The sequence below is a fragment of the Chryseobacterium sp. VD8 genome (assembly GCF_037149975.1).
Taxonomy (GTDB): Bacteria; Bacteroidota; Bacteroidia; order Flavobacteriales; family Weeksellaceae; genus Chryseobacterium; species Chryseobacterium indicum.
In genome coordinates this window covers 1-15,992 of sequence record NZ_JBBCQL010000094.1, presented here as the reverse complement: position 1 = coordinate 15,992, position 15,992 = coordinate 1, and the positions used below count along the sequence as shown (strand labels likewise).

At 35.9% G+C, this 15,992-nt stretch carries 16 protein-coding genes; 8 read left to right on the top strand and 8 right to left on the bottom strand.

Annotated features, from left to right (window positions below; all coding sequences use genetic code 11):
- On the bottom strand, window positions 1-918 hold a 918-nt coding region (locus WFK35_RS11885; protein ID WP_336732792.1), incomplete at its 3' end, for a serine hydrolase domain-containing protein.
- Window positions 919-1,001: 83 nt separating this feature from the next.
- On the opposite strand from WFK35_RS11885, the gene WFK35_RS11880 reads away from it, so the two are divergent.
- Window positions 1,002-2,300 carry a M48 family metalloprotease gene (locus WFK35_RS11880; protein WP_336732791.1) on the top strand — a complete coding sequence of 433 codons (1,299 nt, stop codon included), beginning with the start codon at window positions 1,002-1,004 and terminating at the stop codon, window positions 2,298-2,300.
- A 45-nt stretch (window positions 2,301-2,345) separates the two neighbouring features.
- Here the strand turns inward: WFK35_RS11880 and WFK35_RS11875 are convergent, their stop codons facing one another.
- The 3 genes from WFK35_RS11875 to WFK35_RS11865 form a co-directional block, all read right to left on the bottom strand.
- Window positions 2,346-3,863, bottom strand: a complete 1,518-nt coding sequence (locus WFK35_RS11875; protein ID WP_336732790.1) for a hypothetical protein — start codon at window positions 3,861-3,863, stop codon at window positions 2,346-2,348.
- 84 nt (window positions 3,864-3,947) lie between these two features.
- Entirely contained in the window at window positions 3,948-5,489 is a 1,542-nt protein-coding gene (locus tag WFK35_RS11870; RefSeq protein WP_336732789.1) for a glycine--tRNA ligase, read from the bottom strand.
- A gap of 265 nt (window positions 5,490-5,754) precedes the next feature.
- Window positions 5,755-6,267 (bottom strand): hypothetical protein, encoded by a 513-nt coding sequence (locus tag WFK35_RS11865; protein WP_336732788.1) that lies wholly within the window; start codon window positions 6,265-6,267, stop codon window positions 5,755-5,757.
- A gap of 153 nt (window positions 6,268-6,420) precedes the next feature.
- Between WFK35_RS11865 and WFK35_RS11860 the strand changes: the two genes are divergently transcribed.
- The 4 genes from WFK35_RS11860 (at window position 6,421) to WFK35_RS11845 (ending at window position 9,555) form a co-directional block, all read left to right on the top strand.
- Window positions 6,421-6,666: an alpha/beta hydrolase-fold protein gene (locus tag WFK35_RS11860; RefSeq protein WP_336732787.1), complete on the top strand. Its 246-nt coding sequence runs from the start codon at window positions 6,421-6,423 to the stop codon at window positions 6,664-6,666.
- On the top strand, window positions 6,663-7,475 hold the full coding sequence (locus WFK35_RS11855; RefSeq protein WP_336732786.1) for an alpha/beta hydrolase: 813 nt from the start codon (window positions 6,663-6,665) through the stop codon (window positions 7,473-7,475). The genes WFK35_RS11860 and WFK35_RS11855 overlap by 4 nt, the downstream gene beginning before the upstream one ends.
- Window positions 7,476-7,499: 24 nt before the next feature.
- A complete protein-coding gene (locus WFK35_RS11850; protein ID WP_336732785.1) occupies window positions 7,500-8,195 on the top strand; it encodes a pseudouridine synthase in 696 nt (231 codons plus the stop codon).
- A 322-nt stretch (window positions 8,196-8,517) separates the two neighbouring features.
- The gene (locus WFK35_RS11845; RefSeq protein WP_336732784.1) at window positions 8,518-9,555 is read left to right on the top strand and encodes a quinone-dependent dihydroorotate dehydrogenase; all 1,038 of its coding nucleotides are present in this window, start codon (window positions 8,518-8,520) and stop codon (window positions 9,553-9,555) included.
- Between the two features lie 56 nt (window positions 9,556-9,611).
- Here WFK35_RS11845 and WFK35_RS11840 read toward each other — a convergent pair whose 3' ends face one another.
- Window positions 9,612-10,856: a DUF445 domain-containing protein gene (locus WFK35_RS11840; protein ID WP_336732783.1), complete on the bottom strand. Its 1,245-nt coding sequence runs from the start codon at window positions 10,854-10,856 to the stop codon at window positions 9,612-9,614.
- A 142-nt stretch (window positions 10,857-10,998) separates the two neighbouring features.
- On the opposite strand from WFK35_RS11840, the gene msrB reads away from it, so the two are divergent.
- The 3 genes from msrB to WFK35_RS11825 all read left to right on the top strand — a co-directional run bounded on the left by msrB (window position 10,999) and on the right by WFK35_RS11825 (window position 12,719).
- Complete coding sequence (gene msrB, locus WFK35_RS11835; RefSeq protein ID WP_336732782.1) at window positions 10,999-11,442, top strand: peptide-methionine (R)-S-oxide reductase MsrB; 444 nt, start codon at window positions 10,999-11,001, stop codon at window positions 11,440-11,442.
- A 14-nt stretch (window positions 11,443-11,456) separates the two neighbouring features.
- Entirely contained in the window at window positions 11,457-11,855 is a 399-nt protein-coding gene (locus WFK35_RS11830) for a DUF7079 family protein (protein ID WP_336732781.1), read from the top strand.
- Between the two features lie 105 nt (window positions 11,856-11,960).
- Window positions 11,961-12,719 carry a murein L,D-transpeptidase catalytic domain family protein gene (locus tag WFK35_RS11825; RefSeq protein WP_336732780.1) on the top strand — a complete coding sequence of 253 codons (759 nt, stop codon included), beginning with the start codon at window positions 11,961-11,963 and terminating at the stop codon, window positions 12,717-12,719.
- Between the two features lie 169 nt (window positions 12,720-12,888).
- Here the strand turns inward: WFK35_RS11825 and fabF are convergent, their stop codons facing one another.
- Genes fabF through WFK35_RS11810 form a run of 3 tightly spaced genes read right to left on the bottom strand, consistent with a single transcriptional unit; the run spans window position 12,889 to window position 15,167 of the window.
- Window positions 12,889-14,130, bottom strand: a complete 1,242-nt coding sequence (gene fabF / locus WFK35_RS11820; RefSeq protein ID WP_336732779.1) for a beta-ketoacyl-ACP synthase II — start codon at window positions 14,128-14,130, stop codon at window positions 12,889-12,891.
- Window positions 14,131-14,556, bottom strand: a complete 426-nt coding sequence (locus WFK35_RS11815) for a PaaI family thioesterase (RefSeq protein WP_336732778.1) — start codon at window positions 14,554-14,556, stop codon at window positions 14,131-14,133.
- Window positions 14,557-14,561: 5 nt separating this feature from the next.
- Window positions 14,562-15,167 (bottom strand): TetR/AcrR family transcriptional regulator, encoded by a 606-nt coding sequence (locus WFK35_RS11810; RefSeq protein ID WP_336732777.1) that lies wholly within the window; start codon window positions 15,165-15,167, stop codon window positions 14,562-14,564.
- Window positions 15,168-15,992 lie beyond the last annotated feature (825 nt).

Here is a 15,992-nt window from a genome sequence, read left to right as displayed (position 1 = left end):
AGAATTTTTAGTCGGAGTCCGCATTGTATTGATGAAGTCCGGATTTAAAATTTGCTTATCCCCAACTTTTCCGTCGTTAAGAAATAATTGTCCCAGTTTTGCAAAATCTCTGGAGTTGGAATGAATGCAGCAATACGTTTTCTCCATTCCGTTTTCGTCCGTGCTCCATGTTGCATTTTGTTCCATTCCCATCGGAATCCAGAATTTTTCGGATAAATAACTTGCCAAAGACTGTCCGACAGCTTTTTTAATGACAAACCCTAAAAGCTGCGTGGAACCGCTCTGATATTCAAATCTTTCCCCCGGATTTTCTTTAAATTTCCTTGAAAAAGTGGCGTTCATTAAATTTTTCCCATAATAAGCTTTCGCATTGGGCAGAAAAGGATTTTTGTAATTTTCATCCCAGTCCAGTCCGGATTCCATCTGAGCCAGATGTTTTAACGTTAAATTTTTAGCAAAATTTTTATTTTTAAATTCCTCAAAATAATCCGAAAACTTATCATCAAGACTTTTAATTTTTCCCTCTTCCAGCGCTTTGCCCAAAAGCATTACCGTAACCGCTTTTGCCATGGAGAAAGAATTGGTTTTCGACAGCTGATTGTAGCCGTTCCAATACTGTTCGTGAAGCAGTTTTCCGTTTTTTACCACAATAAAAGATGCGGTATTGGATTTTGTTAAATCTTCAACGATATTTTTCGGTAATTGCTTTTTATTGTATTCGGGAGATTCTTCCCAAAGTTCAGGAGATTCTGTAGCGATGAGGTTACCGGAAAACAAGGTTCCGTCATCAATATTGGCACTGAGCTTTCCTCTTAAATAGGTTTTGGATATTCCGTTGAAAATATAACCATATCCCAAAACATAAAAGAGAAGTACGGCAATGACAATAAATGTCACAAAATAAATAAGAATTGTCATAGCAATTGATCTTAAACAAATTTAAAATAAATTTGAAAACATGAAACGAAATGATTTATTTTTGTGATTATTGAACTAAAATGATGAAAAAACTAATTTCCCTATTTCTTATCCATTTCATTATCACCATTTTCGGACAGATGTATAAACCGCTCGATACGGCAGATTACGTCCAGAGAAAAGAATTTCTGAAAAATTTTACGGCGAATACTGAAAGTTTAAGCAAAAAAAGCAGATCCGATTATCCGGGAAAGACGGGCAATGAGCTTTCTAAAATTTATAAAGAATTCGACAAAGAATTTGAAAAAAAAGTAAAGGAAAAAGATTTTGCTTTCAATTCTGTGTTTGATGCAAAGGTTAAAAATCTTATCGAACGGTTAAGAAAAAACAATTCCCAGATTCCGCAAAATTTAAAAATCCTTATCGCTAAGGACAATACTCCGAATGCATACTGTTTTGCAGACGGAACTTTCGTCATCAATATGGGGCTTTTCAATTGGCTGAATAATGACGATCAGCTTGCTGCTGTAATTTCCCATGAATTAGGACATAAAATTTCCGAGCATACGCTGAAAACTTTTCTGAGCATGATCGAACAGGATAAAATGGACAAAATGGTGGTTCAGGATATTAAATCGACAAAGGAAAACCGTAATCAGAGGGCTTTTGATGTGATGAAAAACAGAATCTACAGAAAAGGGGCTGAAAACAGAAAGCAGGAAATGCAGGCGGATTCTTTAGGATATGTGGTTTTTAAAAATAGTGATTTTAAGAAAACTGAATACGTTAATGCTCTGAAAAGACTGGAAGATTTCGATACCATTTCGCCAAGAGAGCTGAAAGTGGAAACTTATAAAAAATACTTTAACCTTCCCAAACAGGAGTTTAAAGACAAATGGCTGAAAAAAGAAGATTTTTCTCTGTATAATTACAATCATTTCAAAGAAAAACTGAATAAAGATTCTCTGAAATCTCATCCTGAAATGGTTTTAAGAATCAATAACCTTAAAAAATTGTTTCCTGAACTTAAAAATGATGTTCCGGATGAAAAACCTTCCGATTCTTATTCTACGGTAGAAAAAATCGCAAGAATGGAAACTTTGCCCAATTTTTATCACTCTGAAGATTACGGAGTCGGAATTTATGCAGGTCTTCAGTTTTTGCAGGATAATGAAGAGGAAAAGTATTATAAAAACTGGCTCGGAAAATGTTTTGCCAAGATTTATGAAGCGAGAAAAAACTACAATTTAAATCGATATTTAGATCGTGTAGATCCCAAAAATCAAAGTGAAAGCTATCAGCAGTTCCTGAACTTTATGTGGAACCTCAGTCTCGATGAAATTAAAAATATTGCAGATTATTATCAAACGACAGAATCCTGACCGAAGGTCAGGATTCTTAATTTAGTATAAAATTTAAATCAACTCTTAATAATTCAGTCTTTCCAGACGGATTTTATTGAATTTTTCTTTTTCATTGAATTCACGCAGCAGAATATAACCTTCTTTCGCTACATACGGCGTTACCACATAATTATCTTTTTCTGAAATAGGAACAACTTCCTGCTTGAATTTTCCGTCAATAATCGTATTGATGAAAAGATTCCACTTCTTTTCTTTGGTTACCTGATCTTTCTGATAATCGCGGAAGAAAAAGACAACGTCTTTTCCGTCATTCAGATATTGAGAAAAAAGATAATCGCTGTTTACCCACTTGGATTTTTCTTTTTCAAAAACCTGTACATCTTTTACCTTAAAATCTTTATCGGTGTTGATGTAAACCAGATCGGTGGTTTTCGGAGCATTGTATTGTCCTGCAGGTTTGAATTTCTCCGAAAGGATTCCCACACTGCCATCGCTCATAAAATACGCATCCTTCGTCTGAAGATAATAGCCGTTTTCTACGCCTCCGTCTGCGCTCAGTTTTGGAATGTGGTTGGAAAGATCCGGTTTGTAGCTGATGGTTTTCAGATCTACATTATAATTGTTTTTATCAAGAATAAATCTTGCAAAGCCTCTGTTCTCTTTGGAAATATAATTTCTTCCCAGCAAAACTACTTTATCGTCAAAAGTTTTGTCATTATCAATTCCGCTTAAAGCATCAATATTGTAAATGGTTTCCGGCGAAAGTCCCGTTATCGGTTTGTTAGAAAGCTCTTTTCCGGTTTTCATATCAATCACCAGAAGAGAAAAAGTTTTGTCGTCATCATTCACCTTTCTCAGGATTCCGTAGATGCGGTTTTCGTCCTTTTCCAAAATAGTAAGATCCGAAAAGACTTTTTTATCTCCGTTTGTATTGTAGCTGTATCGCCAGATCTCTTTCTTGTTATCGTCGAATTTAATCAGGCTGTTTTTATTGATGTATTTTCCGTAATCGTTGTATTCTAAAGCCAGATAACCGCCTTCCTTAATTTCTCCTACCGCAGAAACATAATTGTAGCCTTTCTCTTTCTTCTCGGCGCGGTTTTCTTTTCTTTCTTCTTTAAAAGTTTTGGGCTGTGAGATTTCTTTAAACGTTCCGTCTTCCTGATAATCGTAATACACTTTAGGCTTTACTGTATTGGTCTTAGGATCTATGACCATAGAAACGGGAGCCGCTGCATCTTTGGAAAAAGCCTGAAGATAATTGATGTCCGAAGGCTGAAGAATAATCTGCCCTTTAAAATCCACATATCCGAAATAATTGGAAACCAGAAGTCCCGCTTCAAATTCCTTATTCGCCACCGGATTCAGGTTTTTATCTAAAATAACGTATTCGAATTTCTGTTTTTTATTGTCTGTTTTTCCGTAGGCATAGATAGAAACATAGCCGTAAAGATTGTCTTTGGTGTCAAACAGCGCATTCATTCCCACATTTTTTCCCGATGCTAAAGAAGCCAGATCCTGAGTCTGAGAATATGCAATTGTCTGAATAAGACCAAAAACCAAAAGGGTTAATTTTTTCATGGTTAAAATTTGAATTTCAAAAATAGCAAATTCGGGGATATGTTCTTAAAAAAATAAAAGCCCTGATTTCTCAAGGCTTTCGGTCTATATTTTAGAAAGTAAATTTCTGAAACTTGTCTTTTCGTCGATAATTCTTCTTAACTCAGAAACCGGAACTCTTTCCTGCTCCATCGTGTCTCTGTCTCTTATCGTCACGGTATGATCGGTTAAAGAATCGTGGTCGATCGTGATACAGTAAGGAGTACCAATCGCATCCTGTCTTCTGTAACGTTTTCCGATCGCATCTTTTTCTTCGTAGAATAAATTGAAATCATATTTCAGATCGTTGAAAATCTGTTCTGCATATTCTGCCAATCCGTCTTTCTTCATTAACGGAAGAATCGCTGCTTTAATTGGTGCTAAAGCCGGAGGTAAAGATAAAACCGTTCTTTCGGAACCATCTTCCAAAACTTCATCTCTTAAGCAATGAGAGAATAAAGCTAAGAACAATCGGTCTAAACCAACCGAAGTTTCCACTACATAAGGAACATAATTTTCGTTTCTTTCAGGATCGAAGAACTGAAGTTTTCTGCCTGAAAATTCTTCATGCGCTTTTAAATCGAAATCCGTTCTTGAGTGAATACCTTCCAGTTCTTTGAAACCAAAAGGGAAATTGAATTCAATATCCGCGGCAGCATTTGCGTAGTGAGCCAGTTTTTCATGGTCGTGGAATCTGTAATTTTCGTCACCTAAACCTAAAGCCAAATGCCAGTTCAGACGTTTTTGCTTCCACAGCTCGTAGAATTCCAATTCTGTTCCCGGAGCAACGAAAAACTGCATTTCCATCTGTTCGAATTCACGCATTCTGAAGATAAACTGTCTTGCAACAATCTCGTTTCTGAACGCTTTTCCGATCTGTGCAATACCGAAAGGCAGTTTATGACGGGATGTTTTCTGTACATTCAGGAAATTAACGAAAATTCCCTGCGCAGTTTCCGGTCTTAAATAAAGATCCATTGCAGAATCTGCAGAAGCCCCTAATTTAGTCCCAAACATCAGGTTGAACTGTCTTACCTCCGTCCAGTTTTTAGAACCGGTATCAGGATCAGCAATTTCCAGTTCTTCAATTAACGCTTTTACATCAGCAAGATCTTCATTTTCCAAAGATTTTGCCAGTCTGGAAAGAATCGCTTCTCTTTTGGCTCTGTATTCCAAAACTTTTGGATTTGTTGCCACAAACTGTTCTTTATCAAAAGCCTCACCGAATCTTTTCGCTGCTTTTTCAATCTCCTTATTCTCCTTATCTTCAATTTTCGCACAGTAATCTTCCACCAAAACGTCTGCTCTGAAACGTTTCTTAGAATCCTTATTATCAATCAATGGATCGTTGAAAGCGTCTACGTGCCCCGAAGCCTTCCATGTTGTTGGGTGCATAAGGATCGCCGAATCAATACCCACAATATTTTCGTTAAGCTGTACCATCGCTTTCCACCAGTATTGCTTGATATTATTTTTTAACTCGGCTCCGTTTTGTCCATAATCATAAACTGCGGATAAACCATCGTAGATCTCACTCGAAGGGAAAATAAAACCATATTCTTTAGCGTGAGAAATCACTTTCTTGAAAACATCTTCTTGCTTTGCCATAATTTTTTAACGTCTGAAAGTGCAAAAATATGAATTTGAATCCCAATTCCATGAAATTCAATAAAAAAAGCCGTCAATAGACAGCAAATATTTACATTTTTAAATTTCAGGAGTCGGGAACCTGCTTTCACTACTCGCTTTTTTCTGGTTTCAGCGCGGCGGAGCCGCCGCGCTGAAACCAGAAAAAGAGCTCAGACATGCCGTTCAATCAGGACTACTAAGAACAGCATAAAAAAAGCAGTTGTAAAAACTGCTCTTGTATATTTTAGAAATTGTAGGATAATCCGATGCTGTTTCCTGTGATGTCTAGCCTGTAAGAAGCGGTTTTTGCCTCTCCTCCTTCCGGATTCTGGTTTTGTGTATCCACAGCTTTCTTGAGATTTTTTCCGGAACTGATTGCAAAAGGAATCCCGATTCCCACAAATCCTGCTCCGATTCCTACCAATCCCCAGCCGCTTTTATCTTTTACTTCGTAAGCTACGCCATTGTGATAAGCTGTTTTGGTGCGTAATATCTGTTTTGCTAATCCGAAACCGATAAAACCACCGCCAATCGCTCCGAAAATCTGAGAAACCGTACTGTTGGTGTTCGCTTTCTTCATATAGTTCAGCGCTTCAGGATTGGTAAATACCTTTTTATACTCGGAAAATTTGAATTTCTGATCCCCTTTGATGAAAAATTCCCTGTTGGATTTCCCCAACTTCAGTGAATCTGAATTCTGGGCAAAAGAAATTAATGGAAAAATACTAAGCAGTAAAGTAAATAATAGCTTTTTCATGATTAAAAATTTGCGCGAAAATAAAGATTCTCTCTTTTATCAAAAGAATTTAAAATGTTAATTTTTTTCAATATCAGATGAATGAAATCATTTTAATTATTATTGTCTTAATTAGAGACAATTTATCGTAATTTGCTTTATCAAAATTGAATCATGAAAAAATCAGGATTATTAATTGTTATTTTTCTTTTGGTAAGTCATTTGTTTTTTGCGCAGAAAATTTCAGAGGGAAAGATCGTTACAACCTATATTACTGCTAAAACATTACAGAATAGCGCCGGAGAAAATCCTAAGCGAAGAGTAACCGTTTATCTTCCGCCGGATTATGAAAAATCCTCCAAAAGATATCCCGTTATTTATTTTTTACACGGTTTTTCTGGAGCGACAGTTTGCTGGTGAGCAACGATAAGATCAATCATATTTTTGATCGTGCGATTTATTCAAAAAAGATAAAACCTGTTATCGTTGTTATGCCTGATGAAAGCACCGTTTTTAAAGGAAGTTTTTACGCCAATTCAAAATCTTCAGGAAACTGGTCAGGTTTTACGTCTGTTGAGCTGGTCGATTTTATTGATAAAAATTACAGAACAATAGCAAATAAAGGCAGCCGCGGAATTTCAGGACATTCTATGGGTGGAAACGGAGCGTTAAGAAATGCAATCCTTCATCCTGAAGTTTTTTCTTCTGTGTATGCACTGTCACCCGGAATTTTAGACGCCCGTTTTTTTGCACTTTCAGAAATGAAACTCTATAAAAATGCTGATCAAATTAAAAACATTCAGGATGTATCCAAACCTGAAAATGCAAGGTTAAATATTGTCTTTGCCATCGCAAGAGCTTACAACGGAAATAAAAATAAAGCTCCCTTTTTTGCAGATCTTCCATTTTCTTTTGAAGGTGAAAATGTAAGGATTAATTCAGCCATTTTAGACGAAATGAACAGGAATTCCACTTCAGAACTGCCTTTTTCACAATATGAAAATCTGAAAAAATTAAAAGCCATAAAATTCGACTGGGGTAGAAACGACGAGCTGAAACACATTCCGCCAAGCTGCCTGAATTTCAGCAAAACACTGGAAATGCTCGGTATAAAACATGAAGCTGAAGAATACATAGGAACGCACGGAAGCGAAGTAAGCAAAGAAAACGGAAGAATTGAAAATCAGATGCTGCCGTTTTTTAATACATATCTTAAGTTTGAAGAATAAATATAAATCTTCTACTTTTGCCTGATGTTAGAAATTCTTTATCGCGACGAACATCTTATTGCCATCAACAAACCCAGCGGATTGTTGGTTCATAAATCTTTTTATTCGGGAGAAGCCGATACGTATGCGATTCAGGAATTGAGAAAGCAGATTGGACAAAAAGTGTATCCTGTCCATCGTTTAGACCGGAAAACTTCGGGTGTTTTGCTGTTTACTTTAGATAAAGAAACGCTGAGAATCATGAGTACTCAGTTTGAGGAAAAACGGGTTGAAAAGAAATACATTGCCATTCTTCGAGGCTGGACAAAAGAAGAGGAAACAATTGATTATGATTTGGTTAACGAAAATGAAGTCAAACAAAATGCAATTACGTATTACCGTCGTTTACAGACTTCCGAAATCGATTTGCCTTTTTTAAAGCATCAGACTTCCAGATATTGCTTGGTGGAAGCCATCCCTGAAACGGGACGATTTCATCAACTGAGAAAACATTTTAAACACATTTTACATCCCATTTTAGGATGCCGAAAACATGGCTGCAATAAACAGAATAAATTGTGGCTTCAGACATTTGATATCAACAAAATGACACTTCACGCTCATCAACTGACATTTAATCATCCGGTTTCTAACGAAAGAATTACTGTAAATGCGACTATTGATGATGATTTCAAAAAAGTAGGGGAGATTTTGAATTTTGATTTGAGTACATATTCTTAACTTTTACAGCTATTATTCTGGCTCTTTCTTGTTGTTGTAAATCTATTAGAACTCATTCAAACCTCATAGGTTTTTAAAAACCTATGAGGTTTATATTTTACCGAATAACTAAATTGCTTCATCAAATCAACTCGTTGATTCCTCTTTGCTCACTTTATACTAGAACATAGAAAATTGAAACTTTACGTCAAAAATTATCCATTGATTTGCCAATGAGATATTTATTTTTATAGATACCATTGATAATACCTTTTTCCATAAAATATCATATATTAACCGAACGTTAATTTTAAAATGAGTACTTTTGTAAAACTTTTTTTCAATGTACAAATCGCTTATTCGCCCGATTCTTTTTAAATTCGATCCTGAAGAAGTACACCATTTTACTTTTTCGATGCTTAAAAATTTCGGATTTCTTACCAAACTATTTTTTCCAAAACCTATTCAGGATAAACGTCTGGAAAGAGAAGTTTTTGGGTTGAAATTTAAAAATCCTGTTGGTTTGGCAGCCGGGTTCGATAAAAATGCAGTTTTGTTCAATGAATTGGGAGATCTTGGTTTTGGATTTGTGGAAATTGGAACCGTAACGCCGAAAGCTCAGGCGGGGAATCCTAAGAAAAGACTGTTCCGTTTAATTGAAGATGGCGGAATTATCAACCGAATGGGCTTCAACAACGACGGTTTAGAAGCAGCGATTGAAAAACTGAAAGGAAACAAAGGGAAAATTATCATTGGTGGCAACATCGGAAAAAATACAAATACATCTCCCGAGAATTACACTCAGGATTATTTGGATTGTTTTGAAGGGCTTCATCCTTACGTAGATTATTTTGTGCTGAATGTAAGCTGTCCGAATGTTGGAAGCCACGCCAAACTGGAAGATGTAGAATATCTTCGTGAACTGATTACGGAAGTGAAAAAAATCAACCAGTCGAAATCTGTACAAAAACCAATTCTCCTGAAAATTGCTCCGGATCTGAACAACAATCAATTAGATGAAATTATTGAACTGATTGCAGAAACAAAAATCGACGGAATTGTAGTTTCCAATACATCAGTGAACAGAGAAGGTCTGAAAACGTCACCTGAAGTTTTAGCGGAAATCGGAAACGGTGGTCTTAGCGGAAAACCGATTCGTGAAAGAAGCACAAAAATGATCAAATATCTTTCTGATAAAAGCAACAGAGCGTTCCCGATCATTGGAGTTGGCGGAATTCATTCTGCAAAAGATGCGCTTGAAAAACTTGATGCAGGAGCGACTTTGGTTCAGTTGTACACAGGTTTCATCTATGAAGGTCCGGAATTGATTAATGATATTAATATGGAAATTTTGACGAGAGCAAGTCGCCTCTCTGTATAATTTGTAGAAATTTCTGAAAATAAAAAAGAGTTCTCCTGAGCTCTTTTTTTATGATTTTAAAGGAAAAAATGTGCAATCGTATAAATTATCAGCCCCACCAAACCACCGACAATAGTTCCGTTCACACGGATGAACTGAAGATCTTTCCCTACTTCCAGTTCCAGCTTTTCGCTTAATTCTTTTCCCTGCCAGTTTCCGACGGTAGAACTGATGAGGTTTCCAAATTGATGGGTATTTTTTAGAATATATTTGTAAGCGGTAACACGAACCCAGTCATCAATTTTTTTCTGAAGAACTTCGTCGTTTTTTAAATTCTGTGAAAATTCATTCAGATTTTTAGACAGATACTTTTTTAATGAAGATTCATCGTCCTGAAGTTCTTTCGTTAATGTATTTTTAATGGAAATCCAGATGTCATTGGAATATTCATTCAGCTTGTCATTTTTGAGTAGATCATTTTTAATGTTTTTAAATTCCTCTTCCCATTTCGGATCCTGTTTAAGTTCGGTGGAGAAATCATAGATTTTCTGGGTGATCAGATTTCGTATTTCGTGGTTCGGATCTTGCTCAATCTCTTTGAAAAAGTCAGAAAGTCCGGAGGTAATTTTATCAGCAATTTTATTATCCACAAAAGCCGGGATAAACGTATAGCTCCCTTTTTTCACGCGGTCTTTAATCATTTCGTCATTTTCAGAAATATAATTTTTAATCTGTGAAGAAAGATTGGTAATGATTCTCTGATGGTCGTTTTTGTCCAAAAGATAATTAATTCCGTTGCCTAAAATGGCGTTCAGTTTGATAGTATCTGTCATTTCAGACACTTTGTTGCTGATAAAACGGCTTACTTCAGAATCATCGAGTTTATTTAAAATATCCAGAACAATATCCGAAAGGTTTTTAAGCAAAACATCCTGATTTTTTTCTTTTCCGAGCCATTCTCCCACAAAATTCGAGATTTTTAATTTCTGGATATAAGGTCTGATGTTTTCCGGAGAAAGAAAATTGGTTACGACAAAATTTCCCAGATTGTCTCCCAGTTTCTGTTTGCTGTTTTCAATAAGATTGGTGTGCGGAATCGGTAATCCGAGCGGATGGCGGAAAAGGGCTGTTACGGCAAACCAGTCTGCCAAAGCTCCCACCATTGCCGCCTCGGAAAAGGCACGAACGTAACCTATCCAGTGCGAGTCTATGGTTTTTTGCAATAGGGTAGTCCCGATAAACAGAACTGCCATTAACACAAATAATCCTGTGGCAAATGTTTTGTATTTTCTGAGCTGTTTTCTTTTGGCTTCATCATTCATATGCTCAAATTTAGTAAATTTGGTTGTGAATTTTCAAGGATAAATTTTGCTGTAAAAATTAGTAATTTATACTTCTGATTTCTCGGAATCATTGTTTTTACGGCTTAAATTTTGTCTCTGTTATAAAAATATTTAAAATTCTATGGAAAACCAAGCAAAAAACAATCTATACTACTCCAGAACTGATACTTCAAAACTCGATATTTCCAATGAAGAATGGAGAAAAATCCTACCTCCGGATTTGTATGCCATTGCCAGAGAAGCCTCAACGGAAAGACCATTTACCGGAAAATACAATGAATTTGATGAATTGGGAGAATATTACTGTGCGGTGTGCGGAAACCATTTATTCCGATCCACTTCAAAATTTTCGAGCAGTTGTGGCTGGCCAAGTTTTTTTGAAGCAGATAAAGAAGGAGTGTATTACAAAAGAGATACGACCTATGGAATGGAAAGGGTAGAAGTACTCTGTAAAAGATGCGATTCCCACTTAGGACACGTTTTAGATGATGGCCCTCAACCAACGGGATTACGCTACTGTATGAATTCCATAAGTCTGGAATTTGTTGCAGATTCTGAAAAATAATATTATGATGAGCTATGAAAGAAGTTATTAATTTTGATGAACGGAAACCTATTTGGATTGCATTATCTGATCTGTATTTGGATACGGAATTAAAACAGGATTTTCATTTAAAATATATAGCTACCACAATATCCCAAAGCTCGTATACTTTTGATGAGGTGAAAAAAATTAATAAGTATGAAGTTTTTCCTGTACTTTTTTCAAATTTGCTGCTTCCTGCAGGCGAATGGTTTGCGTTTGATGAAAGGATAACTATAAATAGTATTATAGAGTGGATAGAATCAAAAAAACCTTTAGATTTACTGGCTTTTGAATGGGTTTATATGGTATATAAAGACATCAATGAAGAATATTGGGATGAAATTGAATATCTATATAATAAAATAAGAAGTAGCTCATTATCTGGTAGTTAAAATTTCTTAAATTGCGTTAAACTTTGTGGAGTTATTGCGCTTACCCTAATTATGTTTTATACATTTGCTGACTCAATTGGATTTAACATAATAGTGAAATAGTGAATGAAAGCATTGTATAGCTTATTAGGTGCAGCTTACATCGTTACTACTTCATTCTATTTGTCTCCAAAAAAGGCAATCGAAAAGAATGAAATCAGTACAACAAAAATTGTAAGATTAGCCGACACGAAATCTGAGAAATCTGCAGAAAAAGCAGTAAGTTCATCAGAAGAATTATACAAATCTATTGTTTTCGAGCAGGGACACGAACTTAATGAGGAGGTTTTTTTCAAAGCAGTAACAGGTTTTGAAAATATGAAGAAAGCAGGTTTGCTTAACGGGGATTCGCATTTACTTACGGTATGCGATTTTTCTATGTCTTCGAACACAAAAAGACTTTGGGTAATTGACATGAATGAGAAAAAAGTATTGTTTAATTCATTGGTGGCACACGGAAAAAATACAGGCGAAGAATTTGCTACGAATTTTTCTAACACGGAAAGTTCGTTGCAGAGCAGCTTAGGATTTTATATCACGGATGCAACGTATGACGGCGACAACGGCTATTCTCTCAGATTACTTGGAATGGACAAAGGATTTAATGATGCAGCCTACAGAAGAGCCATCGTTATGCATGGAGCAGATTATGTAAGCGAAGAATTTGCCGCCATGCACAAAAGAATCGGCAGAAGTTGGGGGTGTCCCGCTGTTCCGAGAGATTTAACAAAACCGATCATTAATACCATTAAAGGAAGAAATCTTCTTTTTATTTATTATCCGGATGAGAATTACCTTTCCAAATCGGAGTGGTTGAAAGTATAACAGAAAAGCAGTCGGATTTGACTGCTTTTTTTATTGTATTAAATTTCCCCATTATAGTTGTCATTCTGACGAGGAAAGAATCTATTGAATTACTATTTTTCGTTGATTGAGAGCGGATGATACAGAATTATTTTATCTGCTCAATCTTTCAGAGATTTATTCAAAAAGCTTAAGAAAACTTTTTAAAAATCAACGTGGCATTATGTCCTCCGAAACCAAAAGCATTACTTAGCGCATAATTGATATTCTTTTCTTTCGCTTCTCCAAAAACAATATTCAGGTCTTTAGGAATATTGTCATCAATCATTTGAAGATTAATCGTTGGCGGAATAATTCCGTTTTCTATCGCTTTGATTGAAAGAATGGCTTCCGCAGCTCCGGCTGCTCCCAACAAATGCCCTGTCATGGATTTTGTAGCACTAATGTCAAGATTTTTACTTCCTTTAAACAATTTATTGATCCCGTTTAATTCAACCAAATCTCCCATTGGAGTAGAAGTGGCATGAGGATTAACATAATCAATATCTTCGGTGTTGATTCCTGCTTCCTGTAAAGCAAGCTGCATCGCTTTAATGGCTCCGACTCCATCGGGATGAGGTGCTGTCATGTGATACGCATCTGCTGTCATCGCAGCTCCCACCAATTCTGCGTAAATTTTTGCGCCTCTTGCTTTAGCGTGTTCGTATTCCTCAAGAATTAAGGCTCCTGCGCCTTCTCCCATCACAAAACCATCTCGTTCTGCATCATAAGGGCGGCTTGCGGTGGCAAAATCATCATTTCTTGTAGACATGGCTTTCATAATAGAGAAACCACCGACTGAGGCAGGAGTAATTGCGGCTTCAGAACCACCGCTCACAATCACTTTGGCTTTTCCTAATCTGATGTAGTTAAAAGCATCCATCAAAGCAGTATTTCCGGTTGCACACGCTGAAATTGTTGTGTAATTGATTCCCTGAAGTCCGAATTTCATTGAAATCATTCCTGAAGCCATGTTGGCGATAAATTTAGGTACAAAGAAAGGATTGAATCTTGGCGTTCCGTCTCCTTTGGTAAATTCCATCACTTCACTCTCGAAAGTCCACATTCCGCCCTGTCCGGTTCCCCAGATTACGCCGGTGTCGAAAGGATCCATTTTTTCAAGCTCCAATCCGGAATCTTTTAAAGCTTCCGCCGTGGAATACATCGCGTATTGGGAAAAAAGATCGCTTCTTTTGATTTCGTTATGTGTTAAATGAACTTTCGGATCAAAATTTTTAACCTCACAGGCAAAATGAACTTTAAATTTTTCTGTATCGAAGTGAGTGATTTTGTTGGCTCCGCTAACACCGTTGATGCTGTTGTTCCAGAATTCTTCAACATTATTTCCTAAAGGCGTTACTGCGCCAAGTCCTGTAATGACAACTCTTTTCATTTAATTGCTGACTTTGAATAAATTAGAGGTTCCTCTTGCAATAAGGCGCGTTTTATCTGCATTCCAGATTTCGCACTCTGCGTTTACAAACTGCTTTCCTCTTTTGATGATTTTCGTTTCAGCTACAATATTATCATTTTCTTTTGCTGTTGAAAAATAATCGATGCTGTTATTTATGGTTACGATAAAGTTTTTTTCGTTTAACGAGAACATGGTGGCTCCGATAACATCATCAAAAATGGCTGCGGTAACCCCGCCATGAAGATTTCCCATCGGGTTCAGCCATTCCTGCCTTACTTTATATTGGAACTCCAATTGTCCTTCTTCTGCCGAAAGAACAACAGGATTCAGCCATTTCATAAAGGGTGAAGGAGATTCTGTAAACTCTTTTCCGATGAGTGATTTTAATATTTGTAATTTATCCATATGAATTATGAGATATTTTGTTTAATTTCTTTGTCGATAACCTCTAAAATCCTGTCTAAAGCGAGATTGAGATATTTTTCGTCTTCTGTGGTTTTGGATAAAAGAATTCCGCCTTCAATCATCATCACCAATAATGAGGCAAATTCCTCCGCGTTAATTTCAGGCTTGAATTCTCCGCTTTTTTGCCCCTCAATGATAATATTTGAGATGGTTTTTATCCAGTCTTCAAACGAATGTCGTACTTTTTTTCTCAGTTCCGGAAAGGAGTCACTACATTCTGTCGCTGCATTCATTAGCGGGCATCCGCCGTTTTGGAAGACAATTTTCCAGTTTTTTCTGTAAAATGCGATAAAAGCATATAATTTTGAAGTCATGGTAGGATATTCTTCACCAAATGACCTTTGCAGATTTTTCTTCAGAACACCTGCGTTGAACTGATATGCTTCTAGAGCTACTTTATCTCTGTTTTCAAAATTTCCGTAAATGCTTCCTTTGGTTAAACCCGTCGCTTTTGTAATGTCCGAAAGGGATGTAGAGGTATAGCCTTTGGTATTAAACAAAGAGGCGGTTTGCTCAATGATGAATTGTTTTGTCTTTTCTGCTTTTGACATTTTTATGCTGAATTCCTGCAAAGATACAAAAATATACCAATCGGTATATTTTATAATAAGATTAAATGTATCCGTCTATATTAAACCATTAAGATTTTATTTAAGAAGTTTAGATTAATTAAGTTGAATATTTTATTTTTTAAATTTTGGCTAAAGCCTTATGGTTTATTTTTTCAATGAAAAAACGGGCTGAAGCCCGTTCCTATTCATGTTGATATTAAGATTTTAAATAATTTACGTGAAGAGCTTAATAGTCTTAACTTTTTAACTAACGTGAGTTCGGGATAAATCTTCTTAAACGCAAGGTTAAACAAGGAGATTCAATTATCAGGAATTCAGCTTTTAAGATATACAAAGGCGTAAAACTTATCAAAGTAATACCATTTTTGTGTTTTTTAAATAAACGAAGTGCCTTTGTTTAGCTTGCAAACTTTCAATAAGTAAAAAAAAATTTTGTTTTTCTTTGCGATAAATTAATATAATGCTATAAATCAATTGTTTAAATTTCATTTCTTATCCTGAACTGAGGTTAATTAAGTTGAATCTCAGGTTTTTTAAGTTTTGGCTAAAGCCTTATGGTTTATTTTTTGAATGAAAAACGGGCTAAAGCCCGTTCCTATTAATTTTGATATCAGGATTTTAAATAATTTATGTCAAGAGCTTAATAGTCTTAACTTCTTAACTAAAATCTTAATCGTTCAAACTCTTACTTCGCCAAAGTAGCTTCCAAAGTAATTTCGAAATTGAATGCTGCACTTACAGGACAGCCTTCTTCCGCAATTTTTGCATATTTCTGGAATTCTTCTTCTGAAATTCCGGGAACTT